Source organism: Tenacibaculum sediminilitoris (genome assembly GCF_964513795.1).
Taxonomy (GTDB): Bacteria; Bacteroidota; Bacteroidia; order Flavobacteriales; family Flavobacteriaceae; genus Polaribacter; species Polaribacter sediminilitoris.
On the sequence record NZ_CAZEQR010000051.1, the window covers coordinates 96,740 to 111,127 of the forward strand.

General features: G+C 31.8%; 11 protein-coding genes. 7 read left to right on the forward strand and 4 right to left on the reverse strand.

Annotation, left to right across the window (positions count from 1 at the left end; genetic code table 11):
• The 6 genes from ACKTSW_RS14110 (at nucleotide 1) to ACKTSW_RS14135 (ending at nucleotide 8,005) form a co-directional block, all read left to right on the forward strand.
• On the forward strand, nucleotides 1-2,418 hold the full coding sequence (locus tag ACKTSW_RS14110) for a GNAT family N-acetyltransferase (protein WP_408025892.1): 2,418 nt from the start codon (nucleotides 1-3) through the stop codon (nucleotides 2,416-2,418).
• A 2-nt stretch (nucleotides 2,419-2,420) separates the two neighbouring features.
• A complete protein-coding gene (locus ACKTSW_RS14115; RefSeq protein WP_408025893.1) occupies nucleotides 2,421-2,996 on the forward strand; it encodes a GNAT family N-acetyltransferase in 576 nt (191 codons plus the stop codon).
• A gap of 105 nt (nucleotides 2,997-3,101) precedes the next feature.
• Nucleotides 3,102-4,925, forward strand: a complete 1,824-nt coding sequence (locus tag ACKTSW_RS14120; RefSeq protein WP_408025894.1) for an IucA/IucC family protein — start codon at nucleotides 3,102-3,104, stop codon at nucleotides 4,923-4,925.
• A 16-nt stretch (nucleotides 4,926-4,941) separates the two neighbouring features.
• A complete protein-coding gene (locus ACKTSW_RS14125) occupies nucleotides 4,942-6,042 on the forward strand; it encodes a heparan-alpha-glucosaminide N-acetyltransferase domain-containing protein (RefSeq protein ID WP_408025895.1) in 1,101 nt (366 codons plus the stop codon).
• A gap of 2 nt (nucleotides 6,043-6,044) precedes the next feature.
• The gene (locus ACKTSW_RS14130; RefSeq protein WP_408025896.1) at nucleotides 6,045-7,073 is read left to right on the forward strand and encodes an alpha/beta hydrolase; all 1,029 of its coding nucleotides are present in this window, start codon (nucleotides 6,045-6,047) and stop codon (nucleotides 7,071-7,073) included.
• A gap of 47 nt (nucleotides 7,074-7,120) precedes the next feature.
• On the forward strand, nucleotides 7,121-8,005 hold the full coding sequence (locus ACKTSW_RS14135) for a sterol desaturase family protein (RefSeq protein WP_408025897.1): 885 nt from the start codon (nucleotides 7,121-7,123) through the stop codon (nucleotides 8,003-8,005).
• Between the two features lie 15 nt (nucleotides 8,006-8,020).
• Here the strand turns inward: ACKTSW_RS14135 and ACKTSW_RS14140 are convergent, their stop codons facing one another.
• Genes ACKTSW_RS14140 through ACKTSW_RS14150 form a run of 3 tightly spaced genes read right to left on the reverse strand, consistent with a single transcriptional unit; the run spans nucleotide 8,021 to nucleotide 11,482 of the window.
• A complete protein-coding gene (locus ACKTSW_RS14140; protein WP_408025898.1) occupies nucleotides 8,021-9,061 on the reverse strand; it encodes a helix-turn-helix domain-containing protein in 1,041 nt (346 codons plus the stop codon).
• Nucleotides 9,062-9,101: 40 nt separating this feature from the next.
• The gene (locus tag ACKTSW_RS14145; protein WP_408025899.1) at nucleotides 9,102-11,180 is read right to left on the reverse strand and encodes a PepSY-associated TM helix domain-containing protein; all 2,079 of its coding nucleotides are present in this window, start codon (nucleotides 11,178-11,180) and stop codon (nucleotides 9,102-9,104) included.
• Nucleotides 11,180-11,482 carry a hypothetical protein gene (locus ACKTSW_RS14150; protein ID WP_408025900.1) on the reverse strand — a complete coding sequence of 101 codons (303 nt, stop codon included), beginning with the start codon at nucleotides 11,480-11,482 and terminating at the stop codon, nucleotides 11,180-11,182. The genes ACKTSW_RS14145 and ACKTSW_RS14150 overlap by 1 nt, the downstream gene beginning before the upstream one ends.
• A gap of 86 nt (nucleotides 11,483-11,568) precedes the next feature.
• Between ACKTSW_RS14150 and ACKTSW_RS14155 the strand changes: the two genes are divergently transcribed.
• The gene (locus tag ACKTSW_RS14155) at nucleotides 11,569-11,709 is read left to right on the forward strand and encodes a hypothetical protein (protein ID WP_408025901.1); all 141 of its coding nucleotides are present in this window, start codon (nucleotides 11,569-11,571) and stop codon (nucleotides 11,707-11,709) included.
• Between the two features lie 192 nt (nucleotides 11,710-11,901).
• Here ACKTSW_RS14155 and ACKTSW_RS14160 read toward each other — a convergent pair whose 3' ends face one another.
• A complete protein-coding gene (locus ACKTSW_RS14160; protein WP_408025902.1) occupies nucleotides 11,902-14,310 on the reverse strand; it encodes a TonB-dependent siderophore receptor in 2,409 nt (802 codons plus the stop codon).
• Nucleotides 14,311-14,388: the final 78 nt, after the last annotated feature.

A 14,388-nucleotide genomic window follows, 5' to 3' on the forward strand; every position in this document is an offset into this window, starting at 1 on the left:
ATGAGAACAACAGAAACCATAGCTTTTTCAAAAAAATACAAAGATTTTGGAAGAATTACTATTCGCCCTTTTCAAGTAAAAAGAGACAGTGTTTTTTTACAAAAATGGGTAACACAAGAGTATGCTGTTTTTTGGGGAATGCAAAAGGCAACGGTAAAAGAAGTTGAAGAAGAATATACCCAACTTATAGCTCCAGAACATTATGATGTTTTTGTAGGAATGTTTAATAATGAACCTGCATTTGTATTAGAGCGTTACAATCCGCAACTAGACATTATTCATAATTTTTATAAAGCTAAAACGGCTGACTGTGGCGTGCATATTATTGTAGCACCACCAAAAACCAGTAAAACACCAAATTTTACGTGGTTTATGTTTCGGTCTATTATGGATTTTGTTTTTACGAACCCTATCATCAATAGAATAGTAGTAGAACCCGATATCCGAAACAAAAAAATGTTTGCACTATGTCAACGCATAGGTTTTCAACTAGGAAGCGTAATAGAATTACCTAACAAAACAGCACAACTAGCATTTTTAACCAAAACCAATTACCAACAACAAATACAATCTTTTATACCATCAAAAAGAAGTGCCATGAACACCCTAGATAATGTGGTTTCTCCACAACAATCAACCCAACATATACAACCAGAGGTTTGGCAAAAAGCGAACCTATTATTAGTGAAAAAAGCACTGAGCGAGTTTTCTCATGAACTATTAATTCAACCAGAAATAATTCAAGAGTTAAGTGATGGATACAATCAGTATAAAGTTTATGCAGATGATATTGAAATCCAATATGAGTTTGAAGCAAAACCAATGGCTTTAAATCATTTTATGATTGATGAAAACTCTATAAAAAAATATGCAAAAGAAGTTGAAGAAGAAATCGATGCGATTGCTTTTATAAAAGAATTTAGAAAAGCATTAGGAATTGCTGATGAAAAAATGCCCGTGTATTTAGAAGAAATTATAAACACATTATACGGAAGCGCATTTAAAATGACTAAAGGAAATCCAACAGCAGCAGCATTAGCGGTAGCTGATTTTCAAACCGTAGAGCAATCTATGACGGAAGGACATCCAGGGTTTGTAGCAAATAATGGAAGAATAGGTTTTGATAGTAGCGATTATCGTTCGTATGCACCAGAAGCAGGAAATTCTTTTTCGTTATTATGGTTGGCAGGGCATACATCAAAAGCAGTTTTTTCAGCGATAGAAGCATTGCCCTATGAAACCTTAATACATCAGGAGTTAGATGCCGATACTATAGCACAATTCAATAAAATAATTGAAGAAAAAGGCTTTAGTCCAAAAGAGTACTTATTTCTTCCTGTTCACCCATGGCAATGGTTTAACAAACTAGCTACAGTTTTTGCTTCAGAAGTTGCCAAGGGAGATTTAATCTGTTTAGGATATGGACCAGACCAATACTTAGCGCAACAATCAATAAGAACCCTATTTAATATAACCAATCCACAGAAATTTTATACAAAATCGGCATTGTCTATCCTAAACATGGGCTTTATGAGAGGATTGCCATTGTATTATTTAGGAACTGCTCCTAAAATGGCAGTTTGGTTAGAAAACCTGTTGTATAATGATGCGTATATAAAGGAAAACGGATTTAGAATGTTGAGCGAAATTGGTTCGGTTAGCTATGTGAATCCATATTTTGAAGAATTTGGTCCGCACAACGATTACAATAAAATGTTAGCATCGTTATGGAGAGAAAGCCCATATTCAGTGGTTAAACAAAATCAAAAGCCACTAACGATGGCAGCATTATTACATATAGACCATCACGGAAAAGCATTGTTGCCAGAAATTATTAAAGACTCTGGAATTTCAATAGATGACTGGTTACGTAGTTATTTAAAAGCATACTTAAGTCCTTTATTGCACTGTTTTTATGAGTACGATTTGGTGTTTATGCCACATGGTGAAAACATTATTTTGGTATTAGAAAATAACATTCCAGCATATGCTTTACTAAAAGATATTACCGAAGAAGCATGTATTTTAAATCCAGAAGTTGAATTGCCAGAAGACTTAAAAAGAATGTACGCACCCGTTCCGGAAGACGTAAAATTACTATCCATATTTACAGATATGTTTGATGGTTTCTTCCGTTTTTTAGCTCCAATTTTAGAAGAACATGCAAGTTATAGCGAGAACCGTTTTTGGAAGTTAGTAGCAGAAAATATTCAAGAATATCAAGAGCAGTTTCCAGAATTGTTGAAGAAGTTTGAACAATATGATTTGTTTGCTGAAGACTTTAAACTGTCGTGTTTAAATAGATTGCAATTGAACAATCACAAGCAAATGATTGATTTAGACGACCCCGTTGCTTTACTACAATTTGCGGGAAAACTAGACAATCCAATAGCTGTATTTAAAACTCAGGAAGTATAATTATGGTTCAAACATTTCAAAAAGTATTTAGCAAAGAAATAACTGGATTGGGAGTAATAAGTATTCGTCCGTTTCAATTGGAAACAGATACACCAATGTTGCATAGCTGGGTAACAAAACCGTATGCAAAATATTGGGGAATGTTGGAAAAATCTGTAGAAGAAGTACGTGCCGAATATCAAGAAATTGAAAACAGCCCACATCATTATAGTTATATAGGGATGTTAAATGATACTCCTGTGTTTTTGATGGAACAGTACAAAGCATCAAAGGATATCATAGCAAACTACTATGATGTACAGGAAAACGATTACGGAATGCACGTTTTAGTAGCCCCAGTGAAAAAAAGAGTGCCACAGTTTACTTGGCATGTATTTTCAACCATTATCGATTATTTTTTCAGTGTACCACAAGTAGAAAGAATTGTCGTTGAGCCTGATGTGAACAACGAAAAAATACATGTGCTAAATAAAAAAGCAGGCTTTGAATACCAAAAAGAAATTGAGTTACCTCATAAAAAAGCTGCGCTAGCTTTTTGTACAAGAGAAACCTATATAAAAGCCATAAATAAAGTATAAAAACTACCGTCATTCTGAAGGAGTAAGAAGATGACTAAAGAATCTTTAGTTTAAGAAAAGATTACTTCATTTCACTCGAGATGACATATCCTTGAAAAATAAATAATGAAAAAAAGTATAGCACATTTACAACCTGATGTATGGAAGTTTGTAAATCGTCAATTAATAAAAAAAGCCATCAGTGAGTTTTCACACGAACTTATTTTAACTCCCGAATTCATTTCAGAACAAGAGGATGGATGCACATACCAAATAACTTCTGATGATAATAAGTTTATCTATCGATTTAAAGCAAAAAAATATTTGCTTGATCACTGGTTGGTAGATGCAAAAAGTATCATTAAAAAGAACAGTACTTCAGAAGAAGTTTATCTAGATGCATTGCATTTTATAACAGAATTTCAGAACACATTAGGTATTCCTAATGAGTTTTTAGCAACCTATTTAGAAGAAATAACAAGTACACTTTCAGGAGCAGCATATAAATATGTAAAGGAGAAATTTTCAGCCCATGAATTAGCAGAGAAAAGTTTTCAAGAAATAGAACATGCGATGACTGAAGGTCACCCCTGTTTTGTAGCAAATAATGGTAGAATAGGATTCAATATTGATGATTACCATGTATATGCACCAGAAAGCAATTATCCATTTAAACTAGTGTGGATCGCGGTACATAAGAAATATGCGACCTACACAGCTGTTAAAGGATATGAATATGAAAAACTTTTAGAAAGTGAATTAGGAAAAGAAAAACTAATCTCATTTAAAGAAGTTGTAAAGAAACAAAATGTAGCCTTAGAAAATTACATTTTTATGCCCGTACATCCTTGGCAATGGAAAAATAAAATAGTAGCCGTTTTTGGGGCAGATATTGCTCAGAAGAATATCATTTTAGTTGGGGAAAGCGATGATGAATTTTCAGCACAGCAATCCGTCAGAACATTATTTAACGTATCACATCCAGAAAAGTTATACACTAAAACAGCCTTGTCTATTTTAAATATGGGCTTTATGCGTGGATTATCTCCGTATTATATGCAAAGCACCCCACACATCACAAAATGGATAACAGATTTGTTGGTAGACGATACGTATTTGCAAAATAATGGTTTTACCATGTTAGGTGAAGTAGCAACGGTAGGATACCACAACCATTATTATGAGGTATTAGGAAAAACAAATCCACATAATAAAATGTTATCGACCTTGTGGCGTGAGAGTCCGTTTACAAAAATTAGCTCCAATCAACGTGTGCTTACCATGGCTGCTTTATTACATGCAGATTATCAAGAAAAATTATTGTTGGCTGCTTTAATAGATGCATCACCTTATACTACTACTACTTGGGTTCAACGTTATTTAAAAGCTTATCTAGCTCCTTTATTGCATTGTTTCTATAAGTACGAATTTGTGTTTATGCCACACGGAGAAAATCTTATTCTAGTATTAGAAGAAAGTACTCCTGTATATGTTTTAATGAAAGACATTACCGAAGAAGTAATTGTTTTTAATGAAGAAATACACTTACCAGAACACGCTGAAAGATTGTTTACTAAAACTTCTGATAAAATGAAAGTACTAACCATTTTTACAGATGTTTTCGATTGTTTTTTCCGTTTTATGGCACAACAATTAGACCGTTACGCAAACTTTTCAGAAGAAAACTTCTGGGAATTGGTGGCAGAATGTGTGTATGAGTATCAGGAAGAGCATCCTGAGTTTTCAGAGAAATACAAGAGATATGATTTGTTTGTTGATGAGTTTGATCGCTGTTGTTTAAACAGGTTGCAGTTAAGCAATACAAAACAAATGTTGAGTTTAGCCGACCCAATCGAGAGCTTACAATTGGAAGGAACCTTAGAAAATCCGCTTGCTAAATTTAAAAAAGAAGAGGGAATAGAAACTGAGATAATAATTCAAAATACATAAAATAAACACATTACAAATGCAAAAAACACAAAGAGTAAGAGCTGTAGACTTTGTAAGAGGGTTTAGTGTTCTTGTTATGATTCCAGTGCATGTGATGATGATTTTTTCAAGTATGGATACTTGGGAAAACTCGATAACTGGAAATATAGCTCAGATATTAGAAAGAGGATCACCGGTTTTCCTTATTGTAATGGGAATTTCATTTGCATTCTCAAAAAATTCCAATAAAAAAGGAATTCTTAAAAAAGCGTTATTCATTATTACTTTAGGATACATTTTAAACTTCTTAAGATTTATAGTACCACTTTTGTTTTTTGGAGGTTTCCCAGAAAGTTTTGTAGAGGTAAGCGGGCTTCAGGTAAGTAATCCGTATAGCATGTTAAACTATTTCTTAAAAGGAGATATGTTTCAACTAATAGGGATATCATTGTTTTTAATAGGTATGTCGTTCAAGTTCTTAATTAAGAATAAAAACATACTCATACTTATAGCACTGGTCGTTATGTGGCTTTCAAAAATAGTAAGTGGTATTCAATTAGGAATTCCTGGGGTAGATTATGTTTTAAATCTTATTTGGGGTAATAACTTTGATGTATATTTTCCTTTATTTCCGTGGATTTCCTTTATTCTGATGGGGTTATATCTAGGATTAAGGTATCAGGAAGCACCTGAAAATGCTGATACATCTTTGTTCAGACCAATGTTGTACATCGGAATCGTTTTTCTGGTAATAGGAAAGTTACTATGTGATTATAATTATGAGTATCATTTTGGAGATTATTATCATTTAGGTCCAGGAGGAAGTATGGGGTTAATGGGATGTATCTTAGTTCTTTTCTGGGTGTATTATTTAATAGAAAAAAACCTTCCTAAGAACAATTATGTAAGTAGGTTGTTCTTTTACTGTAGTAAAAATGTTACCCCTTTTTACATGATACAATGGGTGTTAATTTATTGGTTGTTAGCATTTGCAGAATTCTCAGCTTATAGTGAGCCCATGGTTTTAGCCATTATGCTAGCTGTAAATTTAGGAACTTTTAGCTTATTGTATCTGTTTAACAAATACAAGGTTGCTAAGAGAAATAAAAAAACAAGAGTAGCACAACAAATGGCATAAGTATGAGGAAGTTATTAGTTATTATTGTTGTTTTATTACAGTTTAAATCCGTAGCACAAACAAAACTAGCAGGGAGCTATGGATTAGAACACACAGTTCAAGAATTTTTAGAAGTTATCCATTCTTATCAAGGTCCACCATTGCAAAACCTACCGTTAGATGTAGGAAGGTTGGCGATGGAGAATATGCAAAAAGATTCAACCTTAACGTATGACAAAGTTACTTTTACCAAAACTATTTTTAAGGAAGGGAATCGGAAAATAAACGCAGTAATAATAAAGCCAAAAAAGGCAGAAAAATTACTCCCTACATTAATATACTTTCATGGAGGGGGTTGGGTGTTCAATAGCTTTGAAACACACAAACGTTTAATGCGAGACATTGCTTTAAAAGCAAACGTAGGAGTGGTTTTTGTAGAATATTCAAGAGCTCCAGAAGTAAAGTATCCTGTAGCAAATGAAGAAGGATATACAGCAGCTTTATTTATATCGAAATATGGAAAAAGATATGGGTTAGATTCTAACAGAATTATAGTTGGTGGTGACAGTGTAGGAGGAAATATGGCAACAATTGTAGCAATGAAGGCAAAAGAGGAAGGGGTTCCTAAAATTCTTGGACAAGTGTTGTTGTATCCTGTAACCGATACTAATTTAAACACCAAATCATACGAACAATTTTCAAAAGGACATTATTTAACTAGAGCTACTATGAAATGGTTCTGGGAAGTATACGCTCCTGATAAAAGTACACAATCACTAACAACAGTAGCTCCTTTAAAAGCTAGTTTAGAAGAACTTAAAGATTTACCTAAAACTCTTTTAATAACGGCAGAATATGATGTGCTAAGAGATGAAGGAGAAGCATATGCTAAAAAGTTAAGAACAGCTAAAGTACCAGTTATTTCAACAAGATATGGAGGAACAATACATGATTTTATAGTACTAAATGCTTTGAGAGAAACCGAAACATCAAAAGCAGCAGTAGTAGAAGTGTGTACTTTTTTAAAAAACAATTTTTATAAGAATAATTAAAAATGGATTTATCATTTATAAAAACACTTGTGGGTCAACTAGAACATATGAGTATAATAGTACTTGTTTTAATGCTAGTTGAATGGGGAATTCTTATTGTAACAAGTTATGTAGAAAAAAATAAAGAAGGTGTGGTTAGCATTGTATCTTATTTAGTACAAAGCATTCCGTATTTTCTATTATCAAAAGTATTGATTGTAGGCACCATGTTTTTGTTATATGAAAATAAGTTGTTCAACTTGGGTTTTCAATGGTATGTGTGGATAGCAGCTTACTTGTTGTACGATTTTACCGTGTTTTTTATTCATTTATTAGGACATAAAGTTCGAGTTTTATGGTGTATTCATGGTGTACATCATACTGCAGAAGAAATGAATTTAACTGTAGTTGCAAGAGGATCAATTTTTGATGTATTTTTTACTCCGTTTAATTTTATATGGCTCCCAATAATAGGATTTCACCCATTAATGATTTTTATAATTGAGCCCATAGCAAGATTATATGCTACTTTAACACATATAAATGAAAAAGTTATTGGAAAGCAAAAATGGTTAGGTAAGATATTAATTACTCCATCAGTTCACAGGGTACATCATGCTAAAAATCATATTTATTTAGATAGAAATTATGGCGAAACCTTTAGTATTTGGGATCGTTTATTTAAAACGTTTCAAAAAGAGTTAGAGAATGAAAAAATTCAATATGGAATTATGCATAACAAGTTGAATAGCGAAAATATATGGCATGTACAGTTTTTATTATGGAAAGAATTATGGTTTGATGTTAAAAATGCACCAAGATTGATAGATAAGATAAAGTATATTTTTATGCCTCCAGGTTGGAATCATATTGATGGTGGGAAAAAAGCAAAAGAGTACAGAAATGAAGCTTGGTTAAATAGGACTGATAAAAATTTATTAAAAGCGTCTTAAAAAAAGTAATATAAATTAGCTACTTGGTGTGTAATTATAATTTTTTCGAAATTCTTTTGGAGTCATTTTTTCGTACTTTTTAAAAGCAGCAGTAAAATGAGTTGGATTTTTATACCCTACCATATCAGCAATTTCGTAAATGGGTTTTTGAGTATGGATTAATAAGTTCTTAGCCTTATTCATTCTTAACTTTTTAGCGTAATTAAAAATAGTTTCATCAAACAATTTTTTAAACTCGTTTTTTAAAACATTTTGATTCAATAAAACTTTGCGAGCAAGTTGCTGTATGGATATTTGTTCATGTAGATTTGTTTGAAGTATAGCTTCTACCTTATATATTTTCTTAAGAATATTTTCATTAGAATTACTTGATTTTTCTGTACGAACAGCCAACTGTAGGTGTAGCAATTCTAAAGTTTTTGATTCTAAAAAAAGACGTTTAAGCAACCCTTTTTGTGAATTAAGGAGTATTTCGGCGACAATTTTCTCCATATTAGAAGTTAACTGTTGAGTAAAGTTCCCCTTTTTTTTTAAGCCAAGAGCTTTATCATTGGACAAAAGAGCTTGCATTTGGTGTTTCTGTATGAAATAATCATACATTCTAATTTTAATCTCGTTTATAGGCTTATCTCTATAAAAAAATGTTCTATTGTCTATATTGCTATTATATAAGAGACAGCTTTCATTTTTTTCGAGGATGAGGTCATTTTTGAAATTAGAAGCACGGATAATTTTTTCCCCTTCAATTAAAACAGAAAATTCTAAAATACTTAGGTTATCATTTGACATAAAAAGAAAATCCTCTTTAAATCTAGCATTAATAACATTAATTAATAAACCATCAAAATAATAACTAGTAACAAACCCCTTGCCATAGGCGGGATTAATTGTAAATATAGAGGTCTTTATACCGCAATCTAAACTTTCAGTTTGTAGTTGCAGTATTTTTTTAAACTGTGGTGTTTTGTTGTTGGCAATAGCAATTTCCATGAAATATAGGGGACTAGGAAATAAAGGATAAGCCGATGGAACAAGTGACAAGGTTATTTTGAACATCTTGTCACTTGTGTCACGGTGTTTAAAAGGTTTTAATGAGTTAGTTAGTGGTCTTTATCCATTTATAAATATTAATAATTAAAAAGATACTTGCTATAGCTACTAAAAGAAGCATAAATATCTCAGAGATGTTACTCGCTTCATGCATTATAGCTTCAAATAAATGATATAGGTTGTATAACCCAGCAATACTTGCCCAAATTAGTGAGGTTATCTTAAACCATTTTTTAGAAATCTCAATGGTTAGCAAACCAAAAAGTAAGCACATTCCTTCAAAAAGTATACGGTATATATGATGTGAAAAAGGAGCTTCACCTGTTGCACCCTCCATTACTAAGGTTTCATTGTAGTATATATTGAACAGTCCGTAAATGTGGTGAACTATCCAACCAATTGCTAAAAATATCCAAAGAATTATAATTTTTGTTCTCATAGGTATGTGGTTTTTATTTTTTAATAATTGATTGTTTTTTTCAGTGGTTAAAACTTGAGTTGTTTTTTGAGTTTCTTCGGTTAACAACTGCTTACTATTTTTGTAATCTATAGGATGTTTTGTAAAAGCACTTTTGGCTTTTGCTTCTGGTTTAATTTTAAAGTATACGAATAGTGCAGTAATTGAAATGCCTATCCATAATAAATCGATTGTAAGGATATCAAATTGTCTAGCCTTGTAAGTATTCCAAATCCAGTTGTTGGAAACTATACCACTAGCAATTGGAATTAAAAAACCTAGAATAGCTCCTGTTAGAAGAGTGGTTTTGTTAGTGAAGTAATTATTTCTCTTGAACCTAAAGTAAATGGTAGCTAATAACCAAATAACAAAAAACCAAGTATATAAAATACTCATTTTTTGAGTTTGATAGTTTTCAGGTAGAAGTTTTACTACTAAGAAAAATAAAGCAATAACAGGATACAAAGAAAAGCAAATAGCAAGATAAATGTGTCCTACTTTAGCTGTGTATAAACGTTGTTTTAAACTCATACTTTTCTTGTTACGAGCTTCTATCCATATCAATACTCCTGTTATAATTACAAAACAAGTGATAAGCGCGAGAATAAAGTAAATAACTTTTATAGCAATACCTCCAAAATTACCATAATGTAAGCGGCTTACAGAAAGTTGAATATCATCTGTATACTTACTTTCATTAGGATTTCTTACAATTGAGGTTTTATCAGTTTCAAAATTATAAAACACCATTCCAGAACTTAAAAAACGTTCTTTATAATCTAGTTCACCAATTAAGCAATATTTCATGTTGGTACCGCCATAGTTTTTAATTAAAACATAGTTTGAATTAAAATGAGACCAACGGTTGGCGTTTTCTTTTACAAACTGGTTTACACTAGGAATTTCTTTATCTGTTTTAGCAATCCACTCATATGATGTACGGTCTGGACGTAAATCGTCCATTAGTTTATCTTGGTCACCACCGTATAAAAAATTAGCAGGAAGTAAAACAAACAAGCTTAAACAGAAATAAGCTGCCGTAACTGCGTACATAAACTGAAAAGGAAGTCCAATAATCCCTAATGCAGTATGAGCATCTGTCCACACTCTTTTTAAAGAAACTTTTGGGTTGAATTGATAAAAATTTGAGACGATTTTTTTCCAATGTACAATCACACCAGTAACAATGGCAAACAAAAAGAATAAGGATACAAAACCAGCAAGGTAAATCCCAATAGTAGGGATTTGTGTAAAGAAATGTAAACGGTATAAAAATTCGCCTAAACCATATTTTTCTACATAAGATGCTGTTTCACCAGTATGAATATTTATTGCCTGATAGTTTTGATATTTAGCTTCATCAGGAATATTTACTGTGTCTTTTGCAGCTGAGGTTAAAACATAGATGTTGTCACTTTTATGCCCTAAGTAAAAACGAATATCTCTACTCGTTAGATGATGATTTTCTGAGAGCTTTTCTAATAAAAAATCATAATCAATGTTTTCTCTGGCAATGTTTTGTGAATGCTTACCATCTTCCCATGTTTCAATTTCGTCTTTAAAAAGCGCAAAAGCACCCGTGAAAAAAATCACATACAAGGCTACACTTATAACAATACCACTAACTGTATGTGTATTGAAAAAAACATTGTAATTTCTGTTACTCATTATACAAACGGATTTTGTTGGCTTCCTAAGTAGTAGATTATATATAGGATTATTGAAATTATAATATATAGAATCCAAGCTTTCCACCCATTTTTAAACAAGTAAGGAACAATTAACAAAGCTCCCCATATAATAAAAATGGTGTAGATAGAAGTAATGAGTACTTCTTTAGGGTTGGGTAACCATAAGACTAAACATAAATGTAGCAAGGCACTTATGATATATCCACCAATAAGACCAGCAGATATTTTTGCAAACCGTTGCCAAGGTGATTGGTTTAAATATTTAGAGTTAGCAGGCATATTAAAAAAAGAATTCTATTAAAAAGGTTAACATAGATAAGACAGTTAAAGAGACGTAGTTTATCACTCTTAAAGGAGTAATGAGAATGATAAAACTTAAAAAAAGTGAAGTAGCCACAAACCATGCAATAATTCCTGCAGAAAGTCCAAAAAATGCGATGGATAAGAATAAACCTATAAGTAAGAAGATTACTCCAGTTATTTTGGTGAAAAACTTATTAGATTGAAACCATTTTTGCAAGGAAAAACTATCAGATAAATAAGATTTTTCGGAGGTGTTATATAAGGCATAACATCCGATAAAAATAAAAAGAAAGGTGATTGTTTTCATAGTGGTTTATTGAAATAGCAAAACTCTGAACACAAAAATTCAGAGTTTTGTGTTTGCAACATTTAATAATTCAAATAGCTATTCATATTTAAAACTTATAACTAACAGTACCTAAAAAGGCTCTTGGAGCTTGAGGTGTTATCGTACTCCACCCTGTATAGTATTCTTTGTCTGTTAAGTTGTTTCCTTTTACACTAATTCTAAATTTATCAACTTCATAATAAATTGAAGCGTTAAAAATAGTATAGGCAGGTAAGTAAAAATCTCCTACTGATGGGTACCCTACCATAGTGTTGTATTTACTAGCACCATTAAGTCCAAAACCTAACCCTAGGTTTTTAACAATACCATCTTGAAACTTATAATCGGCCCAGAAATTATAAGAAGTTTCAGGCCCTGCTTCAGCTAAACGTTCATTAACGAAATCAGGTCTAGATTTTGATTGTGTTACTTTAGCGTCATTATAACTAATACCACCACGTAAGTTTAGTCCGTTAATAGGATTTGCGTTTACTTCTAACTCAAAACCTTTACTTTTTACTGTAGCATCTTGTTGTTTACTGGCTCCAAAGCCCATAACTTTATCTTCTACAGTTATACTATAATAGCTTAAAGAAGTTTCTAGTTTATTGTTGAATAGATTGGTTTTTATACCAAACTCTAGTTGGTTTGCTTGTTCTAGGTCATATGATTGGATTTTAGTAGCTCCATTAGGGTTTGAAATGTCAACAGGAACTCTTTCAGGGTTTACGTAAGAAAATCCATTTTGATAATTAGCAAAAACAGATAGTTGGTCTACAATTGGTTGGTAAACAATTCCAAACTTAGGAGAGAAGGTAGATTTTGTATATTCTTTATCGTCATCACTTGGGTCGTTTGTATCACCTTTATAATTAAATCTATCATAACGAACTCCTGCCATTACAGATAGTTGAGGCAAGATGTTTACAACATCAGAAATATAACCACTAAGAACATTTTGATTTATATCAGAATTTGATCTATCAACATTAGCTAAAACGCTATCAAGACTTGCTCTTGTTGTAGGTAAATTAGCAAAACCCAATGCTGGAGGCACTGGGATTAGTTGTCCTTGTGGATTCACAACATTAATTCCACGATAACCAGAACCATTATCTATAATTTGTGAATCTAAATAGTCGATACCAACCACTACTCTGTTTCTAACTGAACCTAGTTTAAAATCCCCTATAAAGTTTTGTTGTAAACTTAGGGTGTTAGTTGAAGCGTCTGTTTTTTGAGCATATAATCCAAATAAATTATTTTGAACATTATATAAGTAAGTATAATACCCTTTTGATTTTGTGTTACTACCAGCTACAATTGTTTGAGAAGACCAGTTATCGGTAATTTTATAAGAAATCTCACCTCTATAGTTTTGGTTAGGGTTTTTAATAGAAATATCGTCGTTTGTTAACGATTTATTTCTGTCGTAATTTAGTTCTTCTAAGTTTTTAAAAGTAAGAGGAGCACCTCTATTTAAAAACAGAAAAGTTTGATTTGTTTGATCTGTAGATGATAATTCATAATTAAAATTTAATGTCAATCTATTATTTACTTTATAAGAAATAGCAGGAGCTAAGAATAAAGCCTTTCTAAAACCAGCATCTTGAAAACTATCTTGTATTTGATAACCTGCGTTTAATCGTAATGAGATGTTTTCATTTTCTTCAAGGTTAGTATTAAGGTCAACAGTTAATTTTTTAAAACCAAAAGAACCGCCGCCAACAGTAATGTTTCCACCAGTTCCTTTATATGGTTTCTTAGTAACAATATTAATTAAACCTCCATATGATGTTACGGTGCTTCCGTATAAAGTAGCAGAAGGTCCTTTTATAACCTCAATTCTTTCTACATTATCAGGGTTTATAAAACCATTTGTAATTCCAGGAACACCATTTACCAATTGAGGTTGAACAGAAAAACCACGAATAGAATAGTAGCCAGCTCCATCTCCACTTCTACCAGTTGATGACCATAACTTTTCAACTCCAGTTGTATTTTTTAAGGCTTCCTCAAAGCTAGTAACAGACTGTGAAACTAGTAACTGATTGGTTACTGTGCTATATACTTGCGCATTTTCAATGTTTTTTAGAGGCAACTTAGCTACATAAGCACTTTCTTTTCTAGAAAATTTATTCTTCCTGTTTGTGTCAACAATTACTTCACTAAGAAGTTCATTTCCTTCGAAAAGGATAATTTTTAAATTGCTTGAAGTTTCATTAATAGTAATTGTTTTGGTTTTATAACCAACATAAGAAAAAACTAAAGTTTGTTGAGCTACTTTTGAAGGTTTGGTAACCTCAAAATAACCATCAATATTTGTTTGAGTTCCTTTGTTTGTGTTTTTGAATACAACAGTGACTCCAACTAAAGGAAGCCCATTATTGTCTTGTACAACACCTGTTAACTGCTTTTTTTGAGCGATTAAATTTATTGTGAATAGAATTAGAAAAGTTGTAATTATTCTTTTCATTTTTGTTTTATTTAGATTAAATAAATATTGTTTTAATTGCGCAAATGTATCTCAGAGGGTTTAAGTATCAAAATTTAT